Origin of the sequence: Bradyrhizobium vignae, assembly GCF_900324035.1 — a bacterium.
Taxonomy (GTDB): Bacteria; Pseudomonadota; Alphaproteobacteria; order Rhizobiales; family Xanthobacteraceae; genus Bradyrhizobium; species Bradyrhizobium vignae.
The window spans coordinates 4,196,091-4,219,589 of sequence record NZ_LS398110.1 but is presented as its reverse complement, the minus strand read 5'-3'; the positions used below and the strand labels follow the sequence as shown (position 1 = coordinate 4,219,589).

At 64.3% G+C, this 23,499-nt stretch carries 13 protein-coding genes; 12 read left to right on the top strand and 1 reads right to left on the bottom strand.

Annotated features, from left to right (window positions below; translation table 11 throughout):
* Positions 1-163 precede the first annotated feature (163 nt).
* From BRAD3257_RS20470 to BRAD3257_RS20440, 7 genes are all read left to right on the top strand, one after another.
* Positions 164-1,180 carry an amino acid ABC transporter substrate-binding protein gene (locus BRAD3257_RS20470; protein WP_122406680.1) on the top strand — a complete coding sequence of 339 codons (1,017 nt, stop codon included), beginning with the start codon at positions 164-166 and terminating at the stop codon, positions 1,178-1,180.
* A gap of 25 nt (positions 1,181-1,205) precedes the next feature.
* Positions 1,206-2,411: an amino acid ABC transporter permease gene (locus BRAD3257_RS20465; protein WP_122403301.1), complete on the top strand. Its 1,206-nt coding sequence runs from the start codon at positions 1,206-1,208 to the stop codon at positions 2,409-2,411.
* Entirely contained in the window at positions 2,408-3,928 is a 1,521-nt protein-coding gene (locus tag BRAD3257_RS20460; RefSeq protein WP_122403300.1) for an amino acid ABC transporter permease, read from the top strand. The genes BRAD3257_RS20465 and BRAD3257_RS20460 overlap by 4 nt, the downstream gene beginning before the upstream one ends.
* A gap of 11 nt (positions 3,929-3,939) precedes the next feature.
* The gene (locus tag BRAD3257_RS20455; protein ID WP_027574517.1) at positions 3,940-4,677 is read left to right on the top strand and encodes an amino acid ABC transporter ATP-binding protein; all 738 of its coding nucleotides are present in this window, start codon (positions 3,940-3,942) and stop codon (positions 4,675-4,677) included.
* A gap of 97 nt (positions 4,678-4,774) precedes the next feature.
* Positions 4,775-7,006 (top strand): O-linked N-acetylglucosamine transferase, SPINDLY family protein, encoded by a 2,232-nt coding sequence (locus BRAD3257_RS20450; protein ID WP_162500284.1) that lies wholly within the window; start codon positions 4,775-4,777, stop codon positions 7,004-7,006.
* Positions 7,007-7,127: 121 nt separating this feature from the next.
* Complete coding sequence (locus BRAD3257_RS20445) at positions 7,128-9,371, top strand: O-linked N-acetylglucosamine transferase, SPINDLY family protein (protein WP_244607653.1); 2,244 nt, start codon at positions 7,128-7,130, stop codon at positions 9,369-9,371.
* A 106-nt stretch (positions 9,372-9,477) separates the two neighbouring features.
* On the top strand, positions 9,478-11,721 hold the full coding sequence (locus BRAD3257_RS20440) for an O-linked N-acetylglucosamine transferase, SPINDLY family protein (RefSeq protein ID WP_162500283.1): 2,244 nt from the start codon (positions 9,478-9,480) through the stop codon (positions 11,719-11,721).
* Positions 11,722-11,782: 61 nt separating this feature from the next.
* Here the strand turns inward: BRAD3257_RS20440 and BRAD3257_RS20435 are convergent, their stop codons facing one another.
* Positions 11,783-12,817: a cysteine synthase A gene (locus tag BRAD3257_RS20435; protein WP_122403299.1), complete on the bottom strand. Its 1,035-nt coding sequence runs from the start codon at positions 12,815-12,817 to the stop codon at positions 11,783-11,785.
* Between the two features lie 697 nt (positions 12,818-13,514).
* On the opposite strand from BRAD3257_RS20435, the gene BRAD3257_RS20430 reads away from it, so the two are divergent.
* From BRAD3257_RS20430 to BRAD3257_RS20410, 5 genes are read left to right on the top strand one after another with little or no spacing between them, the layout of a single operon-like run.
* Positions 13,515-14,999 carry an efflux transporter outer membrane subunit gene (locus BRAD3257_RS20430; RefSeq protein ID WP_122403298.1) on the top strand — a complete coding sequence of 495 codons (1,485 nt, stop codon included), beginning with the start codon at positions 13,515-13,517 and terminating at the stop codon, positions 14,997-14,999.
* Entirely contained in the window at positions 14,989-16,380 is a 1,392-nt protein-coding gene (locus tag BRAD3257_RS20425) for an efflux RND transporter periplasmic adaptor subunit (protein ID WP_122403297.1), read from the top strand. Before BRAD3257_RS20430 ends, BRAD3257_RS20425 begins: the two co-directional genes overlap by 11 nt.
* Before the next feature lie 37 nt (positions 16,381-16,417).
* Positions 16,418-19,567 carry an efflux RND transporter permease subunit gene (locus tag BRAD3257_RS20420; protein ID WP_122403296.1) on the top strand — a complete coding sequence of 1,050 codons (3,150 nt, stop codon included), beginning with the start codon at positions 16,418-16,420 and terminating at the stop codon, positions 19,565-19,567.
* On the top strand, positions 19,567-22,668 hold the full coding sequence (locus tag BRAD3257_RS20415; RefSeq protein ID WP_122403295.1) for an efflux RND transporter permease subunit: 3,102 nt from the start codon (positions 19,567-19,569) through the stop codon (positions 22,666-22,668). Before BRAD3257_RS20420 ends, BRAD3257_RS20415 begins: the two co-directional genes overlap by 1 nt.
* Positions 22,669-22,705: 37 nt before the next feature.
* Positions 22,706-23,446 carry a tRNA-uridine aminocarboxypropyltransferase gene (locus BRAD3257_RS20410; protein WP_122403294.1) on the top strand — a complete coding sequence of 247 codons (741 nt, stop codon included), beginning with the start codon at positions 22,706-22,708 and terminating at the stop codon, positions 23,444-23,446.
* Positions 23,447-23,499 lie beyond the last annotated feature (53 nt).

Here is a 23,499-nt window from a genome sequence, read left to right as displayed (position 1 = left end):
GCCAAAATGGCGGGCGCCAGCGGCGGGGATGAAGGTATGGCCTCTCGAGATCGGCGAGTGTTCGGCAAGGTTTCCCAGCATGATTCTTGCCAGGCTTCCCTGGCAGAGACGATCCTGAGACAACATTCCTGATCTTGAGACGACCTTGAAAGGCCCGAAGCCCATGAAACGCGTAACCCTGGCTCTCACTCTTGCTCTCGCCGCCGGCCTCGCCGCCCAAGCCGCCGACGCGCAAACGCTCAAGACCGTCAAGGACCGGGGCATGCTGTCCTGCGGCGTCAGCCAAGGCCTGCCGGGCTTCTCGTCGCCCGACGACAAGGGCAATTGGACCGGTATCGACGTCGACGTCTGCCGCGCCATTGCCGGCGCGATCTTCAACGATCCGACCAAGGTCAAGTTCGTGCCGCTGTCCGCCAAGGACCGCTTCACGGCGCTGCAATCGGGCGAGATCGACGTGCTCTCGCGCAACACCACCTGGACCATCTCGCGCGACACTTCTCTCGGCGCCAACTTCACCGGCGTGACCTATTATGACGGGCAGGGCTTCATGGTGAAGAAGTCGCTCAAGGTGAACTCGGCACTCGAGCTCAACAGCGCATCGGTCTGCGTGCAGACCGGCACCACCACCGAGCAGAACCTCGCCGACTACTTCAAGGCCAACAACATGAAGTACGAGGTGATCGCATTCGCCACCAACGACGAGACCGTCAAGGCCTACGAAGCCGGGCGCTGCGACGTCTTCACCACCGACCAGTCGGGCCTGTACGCCAATCGCCTCAAGCTCGCCAATCCCAACGACCATATGGTGCTCCCGGAGATCATCTCGAAGGAGCCGCTCGGCCCGATGGTGCGCCACGGCGACGACCAGTGGTTCGACATCGTGAAATGGACGCTGTTTGCGATGATCACCGCCGAAGAGCTCGGCGTGACCTCGAAGAACGTCGACGAGAAGGCGAAACTGGAAAACCCGGAGCTGAAGCGCGTCCTCGGCAGCGACGGCAATTTCGGCGAGCAGCTCGGCCTGACCAAGGATTGGGTGGTGCGGATCGTGAAGGCGGTCGGCAATTACGGCGAGGTGTTCGACCGCAACGTCGGCGCGGGCTCGCCGCTCGCCATCAATCGGGGTCTCAACAATCTCTGGAACAAGGGTGGTCTTCAGTACGCGCCGCCGATCCGCTGATCACCCCTGATCGGCCGACAGCGGCATGAGCACCGAGGCCCGAAAACCGCCGCTCCAGATCGCGCTGAAGATCCGGCGCATTCTGGGCGGCAAGGCTGGCTGGAACGGCGTTGCCGTCCAGTTTGCCTTCGCGGCGATCCTTGGGTGGATCGGCTACGAGATCGTCTCCAATGCTCGCGCCAACCTCGAAAACCAGCACATCGCTGCCGGCTTCGGCTTCCTCAGGAACAATGCCGGCTTCGACGTCAACCAGACCCTGATCTCCTATACCGGCTCGGACACGTTCCTGCGCGTGTTCGTGGTCGGGCTCTTGAATACGCTCGTGGTCTCGGTGGTGGGCATCGTCTTCGCCACCGTGATCGGCTTCATCGTCGCGCTATGCCGGCTGTCGCCCAATTGGCTGTTGTCGCGTGTCGGCGAGATCTATGTCGAGGTCATCCGCAACCTGCCGCTGCTGTTCCAGATCCTGTTCTGGTACCTCGCCGTTCTCGCTGCCTTGCCCAATCCGCGGCAGAGCATTTCGCTGCTCGGTATTGCCTTTCTCAGTAATCGCGGCCTCGTCGTTCCCAGTCCGATCGGCCAGGGCGGCCTCGGGCCGTTCCTGGCGGTGCTGGCGCTCGGCGTCGTCGCCTCGCTGGTGCTGCGTTTCCATGCGCGGCGCGCGTTGTTTCAGGAAGGGCGGATGATCCGGATCTGGCCCTATGTGCTGGGGGCGCTGTTCGGATTGCCGCTCGCCACCATGCTGGTGTTTGGTCTGCCCTTTACCTTCGAGCTGCCGCAGCTTCGGGGGTTCAACTTCGCCGGCGGCTCACGCATCATCCCGGAATTCGTGGCGCTCACGGTGGCGCTGTCGACCTATACCGCTGCTTTCATTGCCGAGATCGTGCGTGCCGGCATTCTGTCCGTTCACAAGGGGCAGATGGAGGCGGGATCCTCGCTCGGTCTCAGCCGCGGCGCCACGCTCCGCCTGATCGTCGTGCCGCAGGCCATGCGCGTCATCGTACCGCCGCTGACCAATCAATACCTCAACCTCACGAAAAATTCCTCGCTTGCGGTCGCGATCGGCTATCCTGACCTCGTGTCGGTGTTCGCCGGCACGTCGCTGAGCCAGACCGGGCAGGCAATCGAGATCATCGCCATGACGATGGGCGTCTATCTCCTGATCTCGCTCCTCACCAGCGCCGTCATGAGCGTTTACGGTTGGCACGTCAGCCGGAGTCTGGGCGCATGAGCGATGTCATCTCGTCCAGCTTCGTCCGCAGGGACCTGCTCGCCGAGCGTCCCGCGCCGGTGAAGACCACAGGCTTCATCGGCCTGATGCGCACGCGCCTGTTCAACTCGCCGACGAACATCCTGCTGACGATCCTGGGCGCCTTGCTGCTCTGGTTCACCATCGTTCCTTCCGTCAAGTTCCTGATGGTCGATGCGGTCTGGAGCGGTCAGGACCGCACCGCCTGCCTCGCCGAGAACGCCGGCTTTGCGGTCGGCGCCTGCTGGCCCTACATCCAGGCGAAGCTCCCGCAGCTGATCTACGGCTTCTATCCCGAGGCCGAGCGCTGGCGGGTGGATCTGACGCTGTTGCTCGCAGCCGTCCTGCTGTTGCCGCTGCTCGTTCCGCGGCTGCCGGCGAAGGGCCTGAATGCCGGCCTGTTCTTCGCCGCCTTTCCGGTGGTCGCATTCTTCCTGCTGCACGGCGGCGGCATCAAGGGCTTCGGCCTGAGCTGGACGGCCGGCCTGCTGCAACTGTTCGACGAAAGCATCCTCGGTGCCGGGCAGGCGCTGCTCAGCCTGAGCAAGACGTCCGCCGTCGCTCCGCTGCTGTGGGTCGTCGGAAGCCTCGTCGTGCTGCTCGGCACAGCGATCCAATGGCTGATCTTTCCGCTCACTTGGCTGCGCGATTATATTCAGGGCATGGGGCAGCCGGTCTGGGCTGATTTTGCCATCACGGCCGCGATTGTCGGCCTGATCGCATTCGTTCTGGGCGGTGGCGTTCGCACCGGCGGCCGGGCTCTGGCATCGAGCATCGGCACCTTGATTGGCATCGCGATCGTTATCAAGCTGATGGGGCTCGACCACGGGGGATTGCCGATCGTGGCAACCAATCTCTGGGGCGGCCTTTTGGTGACGCTGGTCGTCTCCGTCACCGGCATCGTCACCTCGCTGCCGATTGGCATTGCGCTCGCGCTCGGCCGCCGCTCCACCATTCCGTTGATCCGGATCTTCTCGATCGCCTTCATCGAGTTCTGGCGCGGCGTGCCGCTGATCACCGTGCTGTTCTTCGCGACCTATATGCTGCCCCTGTTCCTGCCCGGCAATTTCACCGTCGACGGTCTGGTCAGGGCGCTGATCGGCATTGCGCTGTTCACGGGCGCCTATCAGGCCGAGAACGTTCGCGGTGGGCTCGCTGCGATACCGCGCGGTCAAGGCGAGGCGGCGGCCGCCCTCGGATTGTCCTGGTGGAAGACGACGTCGCTGATCGTGCTGCCGCAGGCGCTGCGTCACGTCATTCCGAACCTTGTCAACAGCTTCATCTCGCTGTTCAAGGACACCTCGCTGGTTTCGATCGTGGCGCTGTTCGACCTCCTGGGCTCGCTGCGCGCCTCGTTCTCGGATCCAAAATGGTCGACGCCGTCGACCGCGTTCACCGGTTTCGCCTTCGCCGGGATCATCTATTTCATCTTCTGCTTTGGAATGTCGCGCTACTCGCTATTCGTCGAGCACCGTCTCAACGCCCACCGCCGCAACTGATCGAGGCCACCATGTCCGACCCCATCGTCAAGATTTCCGGCCTGAATAAATGGTATGGCGAATTCCACGTCCTGCGCGACATCGACCTCGAGGTCCGGAAGGGCGAGCGCATCGTGATCTGCGGGCCCTCGGGCTCCGGCAAGTCCACGCTGATCCGCTGCATCAATGCGCTGGAGGAATTCCAGGAGGGCGAGATCGTCGTCGACGGCATCGAGCTCGGTCCCAACCTCAAGCATGTCGATGCCGTGCGTCGCGAGGTCGGCATGGTGTTCCAGAGCTTCAATCTGTTCCCGCATCTGACCGTGCTCGACAATTGCACGCTGGCGCCGATCTGGGTCCGAAACATCCCCAAGAGGGATGCCGAGGCAACCGCGATGAAGTTCCTGGAACGGGTCAAGATCCCGCACCAGGCCAACAAGTTTCCGGGGCAGATGTCCGGCGGCCAGCAGCAACGCGTCGCGATTGCCCGGGCCTTGACCATGAACCCGAAGGTGATGCTGTTCGACGAGCCGACCTCGGCGCTCGACCCCGAGATGGTCAAGGAGGTGCTCGACACCATGGTCGACCTCGCCGAGGAGGGCATGACCATGCTGGTCGTCACCCACGAGATGGGCTTTGCCCGCGAGGTCGCCAACCGCGTCGTGTTCATGGACGCCGGCCAGATCATCGAGGCCAACACGCCGAAGGAGTTCTTCGCCGCCCCGCAGCACGCCCGCACGAAGCTGTTCCTGAGCCAGATTCTGCGCTGAGCCTCTGCGCCCCACGGCCTCGTGGTCTGACTGACCGCAAGCTTGGCACCATCCGAATCAGCTCGTCTCTTTTCGGACCATCCTCCGGAGAGAGACCTTGCAGAGCAGTGCCGGCGCGCGCGCATACCAGAATGCGCGACTGGAAAAGAAGCTGAAGAAGCAGGCGGACGCCGTCATGGCCGAGGCGCTCGGACAGGGCAGACTTGCCGAGGCCGAGGTGCTCTGCCGCGAGATCTTGAAGGAAGTCCCCGATCATTTCCACGCCACGCACCTGCTCGGCCTGCGCGCGTTTGACGGCGGGCGGCTCGATGAGGCGGAATTCCTGCTCGAGCGTGAGACCGCGCTCGATCCACGTTCGCCCGACGCGCATGGCAATCTCGGGGCTGTATATTTCGCGCTCGAGAAGTTCAACGATGCACGCTCATGCCAGGAGAAGGCCATTGCGCTGAAGCCGAATTGTCCGATCACCCTGACCAATCTCGGCAATACGCTGCTGCACATCTGCCTCGGCAAAGAGGCGATCGGGCTGCACGAACGCGCGATCAGGCTGAAGCCGGACTATGCCGATGCGTTTTGCAACCGCGGCATGGCAGAATTGATGACAGGCCGGCTCGAGCGCGCCAAAGAGAGCTTCGATCGTGCCCTGTCACTTCAACCACGTCACGCGGAAGCGATCGCCGGCAAGGGCATGGTGAGCCTCGAGCTACGACACTTCGAGGAGGCGGCTGCCGCACTCGACGCAGCGCTCGCGATCAAGCCAGGTTCACCTAGGGTTCTGCTGCAGCGCGGGCGGCTCAATCTGAGTCTGTCCCGGCTGGAGCAGGCGGCCGCGGACCTCGATGCGGCGCTGGCGCAATCGCCGCGGCACGAGCTCGCGCTGTGCTGGAGGGCGCAGATCGACATTCTCGTGGGGAACACGGCGCGGGCGATTGCGGGCGTCAAGACGCTGCTCGATGTCAATCCGCGATCCGAGATGGGATTGGCGCTTCTGGCGGCTTGCTATGTGAACCAGGGAGACATCGCGATGGCGCTCCAGCATCTCGACGCGGCCCTGGAGATCGCGCCAGACTTTCCGGAGGCTATCGGATACAGGATCTTCGTGCTGGATTATCTGCCGGAGGCCGATTTCGCGGTCCAGCAGGCGGCACGAAGATATTGGTGGGATGCGATCGGCGCCAAGCTCCCGCAAAGGACGCTGTTGCCGCGCCAGCTCGATCCGGACAGGCGGATCGCGATCGGATACGTCGCGTCCGAATTCAGGAACCACTCGGCCGCGTATTCTCTGCTGCCGGTGCTGCGCCATCATGATCACGCCAAGTTCAAGATCATCTGCTATTCCTGCTGGCCGTTGCAGGATGAGATGACGGAGAGATTCAAGCCGCTTGCGGACGTCTGGGTCGATGCCGAGCAGCTTTCGGACGACGAGCTGGCCGATCGTATTCAGGCCGATGGGATCGATATTCTGATCGATGTGTCCGGACATACCACTGGCAGCAGGCTTCAGGTCTTCGCCCGCAAGCCGGCCCCCATCCAGGTCACGGGTTTCGGGCACGCCACGGGGACGGGCCTTCAGACGATGGATCATGTGCTCGCCGACCCGATCTTCATTCCGCAATCGGCGCGGCATCTGCTGGCCGAAAAGGTCTATGATTTGCCCTGTCTGATCACGATCGATCCCATCCTGAACGCGCCGCCTTCGGAGCTTCCCATGCTCCGCAATGGCTATGTGACTTTCGGCGTGTTCAACCGCATCTTCAAGATATCGGACGAGGCCATCAGGGTGTGGTCGAAGGTGATGCGCGCGGTGAGCGGATCGAAGATCATCATCAAGAGCGGGCTGTTCGACGATCCCTTGCTGCGCGACCGTCTGGTCGCGCGGTTCGTGGAACAGGGTATCGCCGAAGAAAACGTCGTCTGCATGGGCTCGTCCCCGCGCTCCGAGCATCTGCGGGCCTTCGCGAGCGTCGACATTTCGCTCGACACGTTCCCGCAAAATGGCGGCATCAGCACCTGGGAATCCCTTTATGCGGGCGTTCCGGTCGTCGCCAAGCTCGGCAACGGCGCTTCTTCGCGCGCCGGCGGGTCGATCGTCGCGGCCGTCGGACTCGGCGACTGGGTCGCAGAGGACGATGAAGGTTATGCTGCGATCGCGTGCAAATATGCGGCGCAGCCTGCCCATCTGGCGAAGCTCCGCGCAGAATTGCCGGCCCGGATCGCAGCTTCGCCCGCCGGCAATGTCGAAATCTACACGCGGAACGTCGAGGCGGGATATCGCCGGTTCTGGCGCGACTATTGTGTCGCGGCATCAGAAACCGGAGACATAGCGTAAGCCTGAGCCGGATTTTGCCCCGAGCACCGGGAAATCCCGGGCGCCCGCGGTCCAGCCGACCGGGCGGCCTAGAGGACGAATCAGCTAGACTCTCCATGCGGGTACCTTCCGGAGAGACATCTTGCAGAGCAGCGGCGCCGGCGCGCGCGCATTCCAGAACGCGCGATTGCAGAAGAAACTGATGAAGCAGGCGGACGCCGTCATCTCCGCCGCGGCGAGCGCCTATGGCCAGCGTCGATACACGGAGACCGAGGCGCTTTGCCGCGAGATCCTGAAAGCGCTGCCGGACCATTTCGATGCCACGCATTTGCTCGGTCTGTGCGCGCATGACGGCGGGCGCCTGGAGGAGGCGCAACGGCTGCTCGAGCGCACGATTGTGCTCGATCCGCGTTCGCACGAGGCCTTCAGCAACCTCGCGACCGTCTACTTCGACCTGAAGAAATTCGAGGATGCGCGCCGATGCCAGGAGAAGGCGATCGCGCTGAAGCCGAACTTTCCGCTGGCTCTTACCAATCTCGGCAATACGTTGCTGCACATGAATCTCCCCGGGCAGGCAATCGAATTGCACGATCGCGCCATCCGCCTGAAGCCGGACTATGCCGATGCCTTCTGCAATCGCGGCATGGCCGAACTGATGATGGGTCAGTTCGAGCGTGCCAGCGAAAGTTTCGATCGCGCCCTGTTGTTTCAGCCGCGTCACGCGGAAGCGATCGCCGGCAAGGGCATGGTGAGCATCGAGCGTCGGCACTACGATGAGGCGGAATCCGCGCTCGCAGCCGGGCTCGCGATCAAGCCCAATTCGGCGCGGATGCTGGCACAGCGCGGACGGCTCAATTTCGACCTGTCGCGCCTGGAGCAGGCGGCCGCCGATTTCGAGGCGGCGCTGGCGCAATCGCCTACGCTCGAGCTGGCTCTACGCGGGAAAGCGCAGGTCAATATCCTGCTGGGAAACACGGCGCAGGCGATCGCGGCCGTCAAGACATTGCTGGAGGAAAATCCGCGATCCGAGATCGGAATGGCGCTGCTGGCGTCGTGCTATGCGAGCCAGGGTGACATTGCGACGGCACTTCAGCATCTCGATGCCGCGCTCGAGCTCAGCCCGGGTTATTCGGACGCGATCGCGCGCAAGATCTTCTTGCTGGATTATCTCTCCGAAGCCGGCTTTGCGGTTCAGCAGGAGGCCCGAAAATCCTGGTGGGATGCGGTCGGCGCCAAATTGCCGCGAAGGACGTTGGCGCCACGCCAGCTCGATCCGGACAAGCGCATCGTGATCGGATACGTTGCATCCGAATTCAGAAACCATTCGGCCGCGCTCACTCTGTTGCCGGTGCTGCGCCATCATGATCACACAAGGTTCGAGATCATCTGCTATTCCTGCTGGCCGTTGCCGGATGAGATGACCGAACGATTCAAGCCTCTGGCGGACGTCTGGGTCGACGCCGGGCAGCTTTCGGACGACGAGCTGGCTGACCGTATCCAGGCGGATAAGGTCGATATCCTGATCGACGTATCGGGGCATACGACCGGCAACAGACTTCATGTTTTTGCTCGCAAGCCCGCGCCGATCCAGGTCACGGGTTTCGGGCACGCCACCGGGACCGGCCTTCAGACCATGGATTACGTGCTCGCGGATTCGGTCTTCATTCCGCAATCGGCCCGACATCTGCTGGTCGAGAAGGTTCACGATCTGCCATGTCTGATCACCATAGAACCCGTGCTGGACGTGCCGCGGTCGGAGCTGCCCATGCTCCGCAACGGCTACGTGACCTTCGGCGTGTTCAACCGCATCTACAAGATATCGGACGAAGCCATCCGGGTGTGGGCAAAGGTGATGCGCGAGGTGAGCGGATCGAAGATCATCATCAAGCACGGACTGCTCGACGATCCCTTGCTGCGCGACAGTCTGGTCGCGCGGTTCGTGGCGCAGGGCATCGCCGCAGAGAATATCACCTGCATGGGCTCGACCTCGCGCCACGAGCATCTGCTGGCCTTCGCGAATGTCGACATTTCGCTCGACACATTCCCGCAAAATGGCGGCATCAGCACCTGGGAATCGCTTTATGCGGGCGTTCCGGTCGTCGCCAAGCTCGGCAACGGCGCCTCCTCGCGTGCCGGCGGCTCGATCGTGGCTGCCGTCGGCCTCAGCGATTGGGTCGCCGACGACGATGAAGGGTATGCCGCGATCGCGTGCAAATATGCGGCGCAGCCGGCCTATCTGGCAAAGCTGCGGGCGGAATTGCCGGCCCAGATCGCAGCTTCGCCCGCCGGCAATATCGAGATCTATACGCAGAAGGTCGAGGCAGGATATCGCCAATTCTGGCGCGACTATTGTGCCGCGGCCTCGGAACGCGGCGACGTCGTGTAGACGCTGAGGACCGGAAAATCGCGGGGGGCGATGCTGGTCCAGTGACCGGCGGGTCGGGCCTGCGAATCAGCTAGACTCGGTCCGGGCGATCTTCCGGAGAGCAACCTTGCAGAGCAGCGGCGCCGGCGCGCGCGCATTTCAGAACGCGCGATTGCAGAAGAAATTGAAGAAGCAGGCGGACGCCGTCATCGCTGCCGCGGCGAGCGCCTATGGCCAGGGCCGTTATGCGGAAACCGAGGCGCTCTGCCGTCAGATCCTGCAAGCTGTTCCCGATCATTTCGACGCCACGCACTTGCTCGGCCTGTGTGCGCAGAACGGCCGGCGCCTCGAGGAGGCGCAGCGGCTGCTCGAGCGCGCGATTGCGCTCGATCCTCGTTCGCACGAAGCCCATAGCCATCTCGGGACCGTGCATTTTGATCTCAGGAAGTTCGAGGATGCGCGCCGGTGCCAGGAGAGGGCGATCGCGCTGAAGCCGAACTTTCCGCAGGGGCTGACCAATCTCGGCAATACGCTGCTCCACCTCAATCTCGCGGAGCAGGCGATCGAACTGTACGATCGCGCCATCAAGCTGAAGCCGGACCATGCCGATGCACTCTGCAATCGCGGCCTGGCAGAGCTGGCGCTGCGCCAATTTGACCGCGCCAAACAGAGCTTCGAGCGCGCCCTGGTGTTTCAGCCGCGTCAAGCGGAAGCGCTCATCGGCAAGGGCGTGGTCGATATCGAGCTCAAGCACTACGATGAAGCGGAGGCCGCGCTCGCAGCGGCGCTCGCGATGAGGCCTCATTCGGCCAAGGCCCTGGCCCACCGCGGACGGCTCAATTTCGAGCTATCGCGGTTGGAGCGGGCGTCTGCGGATTTCGATGCAGCGCTCGCGCTTTCGCCCAAGCTGGAGGTCGCCTTGCAGGGAAAGGCGCAAGTCAGCATCCAGCTGGGGAACACGGCCGAGGCGCTTGCGGCCGTCAAGATACTGCTCGCGGAAAATCCGCGCTCCGCGATTGCGATGACGCTGCTGAGCGCCTGTTTCGCCAATCAGGGCGAGATCGCATCCACCATCGCACATCTCGACACCGCCCTGGCGATGGCGCCTGATAATGCGGACCTGATCGCCCGCAAGATTTTCTTTCTGGACTTTCTCTCCGACGCCGATTTCGCGGTCCAGCAGGCCGCGCGCAAACATTGGTGGGACGCGATCGGAGCCAAGTTGCCGCGAAGGACGTTGGCGCCGCGCCAGCTCGATCCGGAAAGGCGGATCGTGATCGGATATGTCGCTGCCGAGTTCTGGTATCACTCGGCGGCGTTCGCCCTTCTACCGGTGCTGCGCCATCATGATCACACGAACTTCGAGATCGTCTGCTATTCATGCTCGCCGCGACGCGACGAGATGACTGCCGAATTCAACTCGTTTGCGGACATCTGGGTCGATGCCTGGCAGCTTTCGGACGACGAACTGGCCGACCGCATCCAGGCGGACAAGATCGATATCCTGATCGACGTGTCAGGGCATTCATCGGGTAACAGGCTTCCTGTCTTCGCACGGAAGCCGGCGCCGATCCAGGTCACGGGTTTTGGTCATGCCACCGGGACAGGTCTTCAGACCATGGACCACGTGCTCGCGGATCCTATCTTCATTCCGCAATCGGCGCGGCATCTGCTGGCCGAAAAGGTCTATGATTTGCCGTGCCTGATCACGATCGATCCCATCGGGGATGTGCCGCCTTCGGAGCTTCCCATGCTCCGCAACGGCTATGTGACCTTCGGCGTATTCAACCGCATCTACAAGATCTCGGACGAGGCCATCCGGGTGTGGGCGAATGTGATGCGCGCGGTGAGCGGATCGAAGATCATCATCAAACATACCCTGCTGGACGATCCCTTGTTGCGCGACAGCCTGGTCGGGCGATTCGTGGCGCAGGGCATTGCCGAGGAGAACGTGATCTGCATGGGCTCGTCCCCGCGCGCCGAGCATCTGCGGGCCTTTGCGAATGTCGACATTTCGCTCGATACGTTTCCGCAAAATGGCGGCATCAGCACCTGGGAATCGCTCTATGCCGGCGTTCCGGTCGTGGCCAAGCTCGGCAACGGCGCCTCGTCGCGCGCCGGCGGCTCGATCGTGGCTGCCGTTGGCCTCAACGATTGGGTCGCTGAGGATGACGAGGGATATGCCGCGATCGCGCGCACATATGCGGCGCAGCCAGCTCATCTGGCGAAGCTGCGTGCGGAATTGCCGGCCCGGATCGCGGCTTCGCCCGCCGGGAATGTCGAAATCTACACGCGGAAGGTCGAGGCGGCATATCGCCAGTTCTGGCGCGACTATTGTGCCGCGGACTCGGAGCGCGGCGAAGTCGCATAATCGGGTCGAAACGCGGGCGCCTCGTGGGCAAGCGTCCCGGACGTGAGCCTTCCCGCGACGATCACACGAACGGCGGCTTGATGTTGCTGCGCTTCTCCAGCCACTCCGGCACCGGCAGGTTCTTGGCGCGCATGAAGTCCGCATTGAACAGCTTCGAGAGATAGCGGCTGCCGGAATCGCACAGCACGGTGACGATGGTTTTGCCGGGCCCGAGCTGCCTTGCAAGTCGCATCGCGCCGACGACATTGATGCCCGTCGAGCCGCCGAGGCACAGGCCTTCGTGCTGGAGCAGATCATAGATCGCCGTGACGGCTTCGGCATCGGGAATCAGATAGGCGTCATCGACCTTGGCGGTCTCGACGATCGCAGTCGCGCGGTTGAGGCCGATGCCCTCGGTGATCGAGCCGCCGGGCGTCGCCTTGGGATCGCCGGTCCTGAAATATTCGTACATGCCGGCGCCATGCGGATCGGCGCAGGCGATGCAGACGTTCTTGCTCTTTTCCTTGAGATAGCGGCTGACGCCGGCCAGCGTGCCGCCGCTGCCGACCGAGCAGACGAAGCCGTCGACCTTGCCGCTGGTCTGCTCCCAGATCTCGGGCCCCGTCGATTCGTAGTGGGCCTTCGCGTTGTCGAGGTTATTCCACTGATCGGCGAACAGCACGCCATTCGGCTCGGTCTTGCGCAGCTCGTCGGCGAGCCTGCGGCCGACATGCTGGTAGTTGTTGGGGTTGGCATAGGGCAGGGCCGGCACCTCGATCAGCTCGGCACCACACAGCTTCAGGAAATCCTTCTTCTCCTGGCTCTGCGTCTCCGGGATCACGATCAAGGTGCGGTAGCCGCGCGCGCTCGCCACGACCGCAAGCCCGATGCCGGTATTGCCGGCGGTGGCTTCCACCACGAGACCGCCGGGCTTGAGCTCGCCACGCTTCTCCGCCTCCAGGATCATCCATTTGCCGGCGCGGTCCTTGACCGACTGGCCCGGATTCATGAACTCGGCCTTGCCGAGAATGGTGCATCCGGTCAGTTCCGAGGCGCGCTTCAGCTTGATCAGCGGGGTGTTGCCGATGGCTTCGACAACGTCGTTGCGAATGGTCATGTCGGGGGAAATCACTGCCAGGGGGTTTTGATCAGGTTTGGCCAGAACCTAGTGCTTGGGAGGCCAAAGGGAAAGGCTTTTGCGTTGCGGCGAACCCTACCGAAACGCCCGTCCAAACAGCGATATGGTTGAGAGGCGGGACCGGCGATGATGCGCTCGGCGCGAGGCGGGATATCGTAGGACGAAATGGTCGAACTCCGTTAGGACCCGACACGATAACGCTGGTGATGAGCGGTCTTGCGACCATTTCTTGCCACAGCGTTTGGGAGGTCGAAAAGTCTATCGGCAGGATGGACGGCTTCGTTTTCGGCAAATTGACGGTCTTCCGGGGCGGCCCAGATGGCGCAACTGAGCTGAAGCCGCCTGGCGCGGTTGGATCGAAGGGGCCAGCGGCCGGTGTGGCAGCAATATCACATGAAATCTTAGTAAGCTTGCTCACGTTTCCAGATGTTGCGTAGTGAGAGAAGTCCCTGCGAGACAGGCATTTTTTACATTTTTGTCAGTTCGCTCCCGCCTCGTTGGCACGGGCATCTCGCAACTGCGGCACTGTCCCGCCGTTCCGCGCCCGGCTAGTATGATTCTTAGGTTCCGCAGAAAGCATCATAGCTGTGAACGCGTTATCCAAAGCCTCCCGACTGTCCCGCCGCGAATCGGCTAATCCGGCTGCACGGCGGCGGCTCGATCTGCCCGACGGGGGGTGGATGTGACACAGCAAGTTCCAGCGATCGCCTCGCGGCGGTCTCTCGGTTCTGCATTCCGGACGCTGCGCGCGGCGCGATGGATTGCGGTGTTGTGCCTCGCCGCCGGTTCGGGCGCTTGCGTGCTGACCCAGGATCTCCCCGATCCCGCGCTCGACGTACCCACGCAATACAAATATGCCGGCAAACGCGATGCGCCGCCATCGCTGGATTGGTGGCGTGGCTTCCGCTCTGCGGAGCTGACCCAGCTGATGGAGGAGGCGCAGACCGTCAACCTCGACATCGCCGCCGCGGTCGCGCGCATCGTCCAAGCCGACGCCCAGGCACGGCAGGCAGGCGCGGCGCTGCTGCCGAGCGTGTCGACGACCGGATCGGAAACCTACTCGCGCACCTCGGGCTCGAGCGCCTCGGGCCTGTCCATCGGCGGACGCGAGGTCGTCAACTATTCGGCCTCGCTGAGCGCGAGCTACCAGCTCGACTTCTGGGGCCAGAATCGCGACGCGCTGCAAACGGCGGAGGAAACGGCCAACGCCAATCGCTTCGACCGCGACACGGTCGCGCTGACTACGCTCGCCGCCGTCGCCAACGCCTATTTCCAGGTGCTGGCCTCGCAGGATCGCATCAGGACCTCACAGCGCAATATCGCGAGCGCGCAGCGCATCCTCGATGCGGTCAAGGAACGGCGCAGGGCCGGCACCGGCACCGATCTCGACGTTGCCCAGCAGGAGAGCGTGCTCGCGAACCAGAAGGCCTTGGTGCCGCCGTTGCGCCAGACACTCGACCAGAACGCCAACGCGCTGGCTGTTCTGGTATCACGCCCGCCGGAGAGCGTGCGCGTGCTCGGCGGCTCCCTGGATCGGATCGCGATCCCGCGCGTGACGCCCGGCCTGCCGTCCGAGCTTCTGACGCAGCGACCGGACATCCGCCGCCAGGAAGCCCAGCTCGCCTCGGCGACCGCGAACATCGGCAACGCCCGCGCGCAGTTCTTTCCGACCATCCAGCTCACCGGCAATGGCGGCTATCAGAGCTCGGCGCTGGTCTCGCTGTTCCAGCCGCATGCCGCCTTCTTCCAGCTCGTCGGCAGCGCGACACAGCCGATCTTCGACGGCGGCAGGATCCTCGGTAATTTCGAACTCGCGAAGGCCCGGCAGGACGAGCTGCTCCAGACCTACCGCAAGACCATCATCCAGGCCTTTGCCGATGTCGACAATGCGCTGTTCTCGATCAAGCAAACCACGATCAAGCTGCAGTTGCAGCGCGACGTCGTCGCCGCCTCGCGCCGGGCTTTCGATCTCTCCGAACAGCAATTGCGCGCCGGCACTGCCGACATCGTGACCGTGCTCAACACCCAACTGACCCTGTTCCAGGCGGAAGACGCGCTGTCGCAGGCCCAACTCGCACGGCTCCTCGCCATCGTCAGCCTGTACCAGGCGCTCGGCGGCGGTTGGGAGCCGAGGATGGAGAAACCGGTCAATGCTCTTTAAGCCGGAGACGAAGCAAGACGCGAAGGAGGGGACGGCGAAAAGATCGCGCGGCCGCGGCTTCGTCATGACCCTGATCACGCTCGCGATCCTCGGCGGGCTCGGTTATCTCGGCTGGACCGTTGCGCATCAGGAGCAGGCCAACAACCGCAACCAGCGGCCGGATCTGCCGGTGCCCGTGCTGGCGGCGAGCCCACGCATCCAGGACGTGCCGGTTTATCTCGACGGCGTCGGCGCGATTCGCGCGCTCAATACCGTGACCGTCCGCTCGCAGGTCGACGGCAAGCTGATCGCCGTCAACTTCACGGAGGGCCAGGACGTCAGGAAGGGCGACGTGCTCGGCGAGATCGATCCGGCGATTTACCAGGCGCAGTACGACCAGGCGGTGGCCAAGAAGGCGCAGGATCAGGCTCAGCTCGCCAACCAGCGCATCGATCTCGCGCGCTACGAGCAGCTCGCAGCGACCAATGCCGGCTCCAAGCAGCAGGCCGACACCCAGCGCGCGCTGGTGGCGCAGACCGAGGCGCTGATCAAGGCCGACCAGGCCGCGATCGACAATGCCGCGGCAACTCTCAGCTACACCAAGATCGTGGCGCCGATCTCGGGCCGCGCCGGCCTGCGCCAGGTCGACCAGGGCAACATCATCCACGCCTCCGATACCACGGGTCTTGTGGTGATCACGCAATTGCAGCCGATCGCGGTGTGGTTCAGCCTGCCGCAGCAGCAGATCATGCGCGTCAACGCGGCCGCCGCAAAGGGCACGCTGGCGGTCGACGTGTTCGGCAATGACGGCATTACGGTGATCGACACCGGCAAGCTCACCGGCATCGACAACCAGGTCGACCAGACCACCGGCACGCTCAAGCTCAAGGCCGAATTTCCCAACGCCAATTACCAGCTCTGGCCGGGCCAGTTCGTCAATGTCCGTCTCAAGGTCGAGACCTTGACGCAGGCGCTGGTGGTGCCGACCTCTGCGGTGCAGCGCGGCCCGGTCGGGACCTTCAGCTACGTCATCGGCGAGGACAACGTCGTCTCGGCCAAGCCCGTGACGGTGACGCAGCAGAACGAGCATGACGCGGTGATCGCCAGCGGCCTCTCGCCGAGCGACAAGGTCATCACCACGGGCTTTGCCAATTTGTCCGACGGCTCCAAGGTGATCGTGGGCCGCGACGACCAAACCCCATCGGCCGATCTTGCCCCGCGCAAGCGCTCGCGCGCGCCGGACGCGCAGAAAAAGGATGGTGCCAAAGAAGTTCAGAAGGACGGGCAGGGCAAGGACGGTGAGTTCCGTGCCAAGCGCAAGAGCAGCGAAGGCGACCAGAAGGGGCAGACTGGGCCGGCGCCGGGGCCGGGGGCATCGGGAAGTGGAGCCAAGCAGCCATGATCCCGACAACAGCCGCTTGACGCGGCAGGCATAGCCCATGGGTGTCTCCGAACCCTTCATCCGGCGGCCGATCGCGACCTCGCTGCTCGGCATTGCGCTCTTGATCGGCGGGCTGCTCGGATATTTCGCGCTTCCGGTCTCGGCGCTGCCGCAGGTCGATTTCCCGACCGTGCAGGTGACGACGCAGCTGCCGGGCGCGAGTCCGGACGTGATCGCCTCGCTGATCACCGCGCCGCTGGAGCGGCAGCTCGGCCAGATCCCCTCGCTGTCGGCGATGAACTCGACGAGTTCGTTCGGCGTCAGCCAGATCTCGCTCCAGTTCGACCTCAACCGCGATATCGACGGTGCGACGCAGGACGTGCAGGCCGCGATCAACGCGGCGGCCGGCGTGCTGCCCAGGACGCTGCCTTACCCGCCGACCTACGCCAAGGTGAACCCGGCGGATGCGCCGGTGATGACGCTGGCGCTGCGCTCCGACACGATCTCGCTGCGCGCGATGAGCGACATCGCGGACACCATTCTGGCGCAACGTTTGAGCCAGATTTCAGGGGTCGGGCGCGTCTCGGTGCTCGGTGGACTGAAACCGGCCGTGCGCATCCAAGCCGATTTGGCACGCCTCGCAGCCTATGGCATCGCCATGGAGGATCTGCGCACCGCGATCGCCAATGCCAATGTCTCGGGGCCGAAGGGCTCGCTCGACGGCGCGCAGCAATCCTATCTCATCGCGGCCAACGACCAGATCGCCGCCGCTGACGCCTACAAGTCTGTCATTATCGCCTATCGCAACGGCTCGCCCGTCACCATCGGCGATGTCGCTCAGATCGTCGACGGCCTCGAGAACGACCGCACCGGCGGCTGGTACCAAGGCACGCCGGCCGTCATCATCGACATCCAGCGCCAGCCCGGGGCCAACGTCATCGACGTCGTCAGCCAGATCCGCGCAGAGATCCCGAAGCTGCAGCGGGCGATTCCGGCCGGTGTGAACCTCACCATCGTGTCTGACCGCACCGTCACCATCCGCGCCTCGGTGCGCGACGTGCAGTTCACGCTGGTCCTTGCCGTCGTGCTGGTGACGCTGGTGGTGCTGCTGTTCCTGCGCTCGCTGCGTGCCACGCTGATTGCCGGCGTCGCGCTGCCGCTGTCGCTGATCACGAGCTTCGGCATCATGTATTTTGCCGGGTTCAGCCTCGACAATCTGTCGCTGATGGCGCTCACGATCGGCACCGGCTTCGTCGTCGACGATGCCATCGTCATGATCGAGAACATCGTCCGCCACATGGAGAATGGCGAGAGCGCGATGGAAGCCTCGCTGAAAGGCGCCAGCGAGATCGGCTTCACCGTGATCTCGCTGACGGTGTCGCTGATCGCGGTGTTCATCCCGCTGCTGTTCATGTCCGGCCTCGTCGGGCGCATGTTCCGCGAGTTCGCGCTGACACTGACGATCGCGGTCGTGACCTCGGCCGTGGTCTCGCTGACGCTGACGCCGATGATGTGCTCGCGCTTGCTGAAGCACGCCCATGAGGAGCTGGCGGTGCCGGGCCTCGCCGCGATCAGCCGCTTCATCGACCGCACCGTCGACTTTTACCATCGCACGCTGCTCTGGGTGCTGGAGCGCCAGCGCGCTACGCTGGTCGTGACCTTCGCCACGCTGGTCGCAACTCTCGTTCTCTATGTCGTCGCCCCCAAGGGCTTCCTGCCCCTCCAGGACACCGCCTCAATCACGGCGGTGACGGAGGCGGGGCCGGACGTCTCCTTCGCCGAGATGCAGAAGCGGCAGACCGAGGCCGCCGACGCCATCAAGGCCGATCCTGACGTAACAGGCGTGGTCTCGGTGATCGGCGCCGGCTCGGTCAACCCGACCACCAATGTCGGGCGCCTCGTCATGACGCTCAAGCCGCGCGGCGAGCGGCGCGACGATGTCGGCGTAGTCGTGAGCCGGCTGAAGGAGCGCGTCGCCGGCATCCCCGGCATGACCGTCTATTTCCAGCCGGTGCAGGACGTGCAGATCTCGACCCAGTCGAGCCGCTCGCAATACCAGTACACGCTGACCGGCACCGATGCGGCGCTGGTGTCGGAATGGGCGCGCAAGCTCGTCGCCGAGATGCGGCGCGATCCCCTGTTCCGCGACGTCTCCTCCGAGGCGCAGGAGGGCGGCCTGCGGGCGCAGCTCGAGGTCGACCGCACCCGCGCCGGTCAGCTCGGCGTCAGCCTGCAAGGCATCACCGACACGCTGAACGATGCCTTCGCGCAGCGGCAGATCTCGACGATCTACGGCCAGGCCAACCAGTACCGCGTGGTGCTGGAGGCGCTGCCGATGTATCAGCGCGATCCCTCGATCCTCTCCAAGCTCTATCTGCCGGGCGCCGCGAGCAGCGTCGCCGGCACGCCGAGCGCCCAGGTGCCGCTCTCGGCTGTGGCGACGCTGAAGCGCACCACGGCGCCGCTCGCGATCTCGCACCAGGCGCAGTTCCCCTCCGTGTCGCTCAGCTTCAACCTCGCACCGGGCGCGGCCCTCGGCGATGCCGTCGAAGCCGTGAAAGCGATCGAGAGCCGGATCGGCATGCCGGGCAGCATCGTCGGCGTCTATGCCGGTGACGCCGCCGAGTTCGCCAAGGCGCTGGCCGGCCAGCCATGGCTGCTGCTCGCCGCCGTGATCACGATCTACATCGTGTTAGGGGTGCTCTACGAGAGCTACATCCACCCGATCACGATCCTGTCGACGCTGCCCTCGGCCGGCGTCGGCGCGATCCTGGCACTGGTGCTGTGTGGGCAGGACCTGTCGGTGATCGGACTGATCGGCATCATCCTCTTGATGGGCATCGTCAAGAAGAACGCGATCATGATGATCGACTTCGCGCTGGAGGCCGAGCGCGGGCAGGGGATGTCGCCCAACGGAGCGATCGTGCAGGCGTGTCTGTTGCGCTTCCGTCCCATCATGATGACGACGCTGGCGGCGCTGTTCGGCGCGCTGCCGCTGGCGATCGAGAGCGGCACCGGCGCCGAGCTGCGCTTTCCCCTCGGCATCTCCATCATCGGCGGCCTGCTGCTGAGCCAGCTGCTGACGCTCTACACCACGCCCGTGATCTATCTCGCGCTCGACCGCATCAACCGCCGCCTCGAGCAGGCGCTGCCGCCGGCCGAATCCGGCGGTCCGCCGGTCGCCGGCGCGACCGAGGGGATGCAGTGATGGCATCGATCTCGGAGCCCTTCATCCGCCGCCCGGTCGCGACCACGCTGCTCTCGATCGGGTTGTTCCTGCTGGGTGTCGTCGCCTACGAGTTCCTGCCGGTGTCCTCGGTACCGAACGTCGATTTTCCCGCCATCTTCGTCTCCGCGAGCCGCCCTGGCGCCGATCCTTCCGTGATGGCGGCAACGGTCGCCGCGCCGCTGGAGCGGCGCCTGGGTGAGATTGCCGGCATCAATCAGATCACCTCGACCAGTTCGCTCGGCATCAGCAATATTCAGCTGCAATTCAACATCGGCCGCGACATCGATCGCGCCGCACGCGACGTGCAGGCCGCCATCAACGCCTCGCTGGTGGACCTGCCGAGCGATCTGCCGGCGCTGCCGCGCTTCCGCAAGGCCAACACCGCGGGCGCCCCCGTCTACGTGTTGGCGCTGACGTCGAAAACCCTCACCACCAGTGCGATCTATGATGTCGCCGACACCGTGCTGGCGCAACGCATCTCGCAGGTGCCGGGCGTGGGCAACGTCACGATCAGCGGTGCCGATCAACCGGCGGTGCGCATCCAGCTCAATCCGGTCGCGCTGTCGAATGCCGGCATCGCCACCGACGACGTACGGACCGCGATCATCAATGCCAACCCGCTCGGCCCGGTTGGTATCTTCAACGGCGAGCGCCAAAGCGAGACGCTGGCGCTGAACCGCCAGATGCGGACCGCCCAGGAATTCCGCGACATCGTGATCAAGAGCGCGAACGGCAATTTCGTGCGGCTCTCCGACGTCGCCGAGATCGAGGATTCCGTCCGCAATGCCCGCTCGATCGCCTGGTTCAACAAGCAGCCGGCGGTGATCATGCAGATCACCAAGCAGGGCGATGCCAACGTGATCGACACTGTCGACCGCGTCAAGGCGCTGATCCCCGAGCTGAAACAATGGATTCCGGCAGGGGTCGAGATTTCGACCCTGGTCGATCGCACCGGCACGATCCGGGCCAGCGTCGAGGACATGCAGTGGACGCTGCTGGCAACGGCGATCCTGGTGATGGTGGTGGTGTTCGTATTCCTGCGCAGGATCACGCCGACGATCGCGGCCGGCATTTCGGTGCCGCTGGCGCTCGCCGGCACCTGCGCAGGGATGTGGCTCGCCGGTTTCTCGATCGACAATCTGTCGCTGATGGCGCTCGCAATCTCCGTCGGCTTCGTGGTCGACGACGCCATCGTCATGATCGAGAACATGTTCCGCAATCTCGAGCACGGCATGCGGCCTTTCCGAGCAGCGCAGGAGGGAGCGAAGCAGATCGGCTTCACCGTGCTCTCGATCAGCCTGTCGCTGATCGCGGCGTTCACGCCGCTGATCTTCATGGACGGCATCGTCGGCCGCCTGTTGCGCGAATTCTCGCTGACGCTGACCTTTGCGATCGTGGTCTCGACGCTGGTCTCGCTCACGGCCACGCCGATGATCTGCGCCCATTATATCCGGCAGACGACGTCGGGGACGGCCACGCTGTTCGACCGTCTGATCGAGGGATCGCTGTCGCGGATCGTCAATTTCTACGCGCGCAGCTTGCGCACTGTGCTGGAATTCCCGCTGCTGACGCTGCTCGTGTTCTTCGCCACCATCGGGCTGACCGTGACGCTCTACGTCAAGGTGCCCAAGGGCTATTTCCCGACTGACGATTCCGGATTCATCATCGGCGCGACGCGGGCCTCCGCCGACATTTCGTTCCAGTCGATGCTGGGCCTCCAGCAGCAGCTCGCCGACATCGTGATGGCCGATCCGGCCGTCGCCGGCATCGGCTCGGTGCTGGGCGGTGGCGGGCCGGGCCCGGCGACCTCCAACCGCGGCACGATGTTCATCAGCCTGAAGCCGCCGGCCGAGCGGAACCATGTCTCGACCGAGATCGTGATCGATCGCTTGCGGCGCGATCTTTATCGCGTTGCCGGCATCCGTCTCTTCATGTTCGCGGCGCAGGACGTCCGCGCTGGCGGACGGCAGAGCGACTCGAACTACCAATATACGCTGTCGAGCACCGACCTGGATCTGCTGCAGCAATGGGCGCCGATCGTCGCCAAGCGAATGGAGACGGTCGAAGGAATCACCGACGTGTCCGCCGATCGCGATCCCGGCGGATTGCAGCTCACGCTGGCCATCGACCGCCAGAAGGCCTCGCGGCTCGGCGTGCGCGTGCAGGACATCGACAATGCGCTGAACAACGCGTTCGCGCAGCGGCAGATCTCGATCATCTACACCCAGCGAAACCAGTACATGATCGTGCTGGAGACCGATCCGAAATTCCAGGTCGACCCGACCAATCTCGAGCGCATCTATGTGGCGGGCGCCAACGGTGTGCAGGTGCCGTTGTCAGCCGTGGTCCGCGCCCAGCGCGGGCTCGCCTCGCTCGCCGTGTTTCACTCGCAAGGATTCCCCTCGACGACCGTATCCTTCAACACGCTGCCGGACGTGCCGCTCCAGGCCGCGACCCAGAACATCCAGCGTGCGGTCGAGGAGTTGCACATGCCCGAGGGCATCCGCGGCAGCTTCGACGGCAATGCCGGCGATTTCGCCAGGACCAGCGGCCGCCAGCCGCTTCTGATCCTCGGCGCGCTGATCGCGATGTACATCGTTTTAGGGGTGCTCTACGAGAGCCTTGCCCATCCGCTCACGATCATCTCGACGCTGCCCTCGGCCGGGTTAGGTGCGCTGCTCGCCCTGCAGCTGACCAACACGCCTCTGACGGTGATTGCCTTCGTCGGCATCATCCTCTTGATCGGCATCGTCAAGAAGAACGGCATCATGATGGTTGACTTCGCGCTCGACGCCGAGCGCCGGCGCGGGCTGTCCTCGGCGGAGGCGATCTTCGAGGCTTGCCAGGCGCGCTTCCGGCCGATCCTGATGACGACCATGGCGGCGCTGTTCGCCGGCATTCCGCTTGTGGTCGCGACCGGCCCCGGCACGGAGCTGCGCCGCCCGCTCGGCATCACCATCATCGGCGGCCTGTTCGTCTCGCAGATCCTGACCCTCTACACCACGCCCGTGATCTATCTCCTGATCGACCGTCTGCGGCGCCGATCCGAGCCGCGTCCGCTGGCTGCGCCGGCGGAATAGGTTGTTGCAGCGACGCGCGAAGCGTATAGCGGCGACCATGTCGAACCGATCCGAGACGACGGCCGCCGCGCCCGAGGCGATTCCCGAATGCCCGCACTGCCAGAAGCCGATGCCGCTGTGCATCTGCGACAGCGTCACGCCCATTGAAAATCGGCTCTCGCTGCTGATCCTGCAGCACCCGCAGGAGCAGGACAGGGCGCTCGGCACCGCGCGGCTGCTGGCCAGGCATTTCGCCGATGCCACGGTCCGGGTCGGCCTGTCCTGGCCAAGCCTGTCCAAGGCGCTGGGGCGGCCGGTCGAGAATGCCGCTCGCTGGGCCGTGCTCTATCTCGGCTCGGCCCGCGCGGCCGATCTCGAGGCCGAGGGCGAGATCGTGGCGCTAACCCGCAAGGGCGAGGTCGCGGAGAACCAGCGCGCGATCCTCGGCAAGCTCGAAGGCGTCGTGCTGCTCGATGGCACCTGGAGCCAGGCCAAAGCGCTGTGGTGGCGCAATCCCTGGATGCTGAAATGCCAGCGCGTGATCCTCAATCCGGCGCATCCCTCACGCTACGGACGCCTGCGCAAGGAGCCGCGCCGCGACGGGCTCTCGACCATCGAGGCGGCCGCGACGATGCTCGCCGGCCTCGAGCGACGTCCCGACATCGCACAGACACTGCATGGCAGTTTCGAACGGATGCTGGCGCGCTATCGCGAGGTCCAGACCGAGATGCCGGAACTCGTACCCAAGCCGGCGCCCAAGGGCCGCCGGCGCGACTTCCGGCGCGGCAAGCGCGTCTGACTTTGATCCACATCGGCCATCGCCGCCAAAGTCGGACGAAGGCGGTTGCCTAA

What these genes read in the sequence shown, in the direction of transcription:
- BRAD3257_RS20470 (WP_122406680.1), top strand. Translation starts at nt 164, where the DNA reads ATGAAACGCGTAACCCTGGCTCTCACTCTTGCTCTCGCCGCCGGCCTC.
- BRAD3257_RS20465 (WP_122403301.1), top strand. Translation starts at nt 1,206, where the DNA reads ATGAGCACCGAGGCCCGAAAACCGCCGCTCCAGATCGCGCTGAAGATC.
- BRAD3257_RS20460 (WP_122403300.1), top strand. Translation starts at nt 2,408, where the DNA reads ATGAGCGATGTCATCTCGTCCAGCTTCGTCCGCAGGGACCTGCTCGCC.
- BRAD3257_RS20455 (WP_027574517.1), top strand. Translation starts at nt 3,940, where the DNA reads ATGTCCGACCCCATCGTCAAGATTTCCGGCCTGAATAAATGGTATGGC.
- BRAD3257_RS20435 (WP_122403299.1), bottom strand. Translation starts at nt 12,817, where the DNA reads ATGACCATTCGCAACGACGTTGTCGAAGCCATCGGCAACACCCCGCTG.
- BRAD3257_RS20425 (WP_122403297.1), top strand. Translation starts at nt 14,989, where the DNA reads ATGCTCTTTAAGCCGGAGACGAAGCAAGACGCGAAGGAGGGGACGGCG.
- BRAD3257_RS20420 (WP_122403296.1), top strand. Translation starts at nt 16,418, where the DNA reads ATGGGTGTCTCCGAACCCTTCATCCGGCGGCCGATCGCGACCTCGCTG.
- BRAD3257_RS20415 (WP_122403295.1), top strand. Translation starts at nt 19,567, where the DNA reads ATGGCATCGATCTCGGAGCCCTTCATCCGCCGCCCGGTCGCGACCACG.
- BRAD3257_RS20410 (WP_122403294.1), top strand. Translation starts at nt 22,706, where the DNA reads ATGTCGAACCGATCCGAGACGACGGCCGCCGCGCCCGAGGCGATTCCC.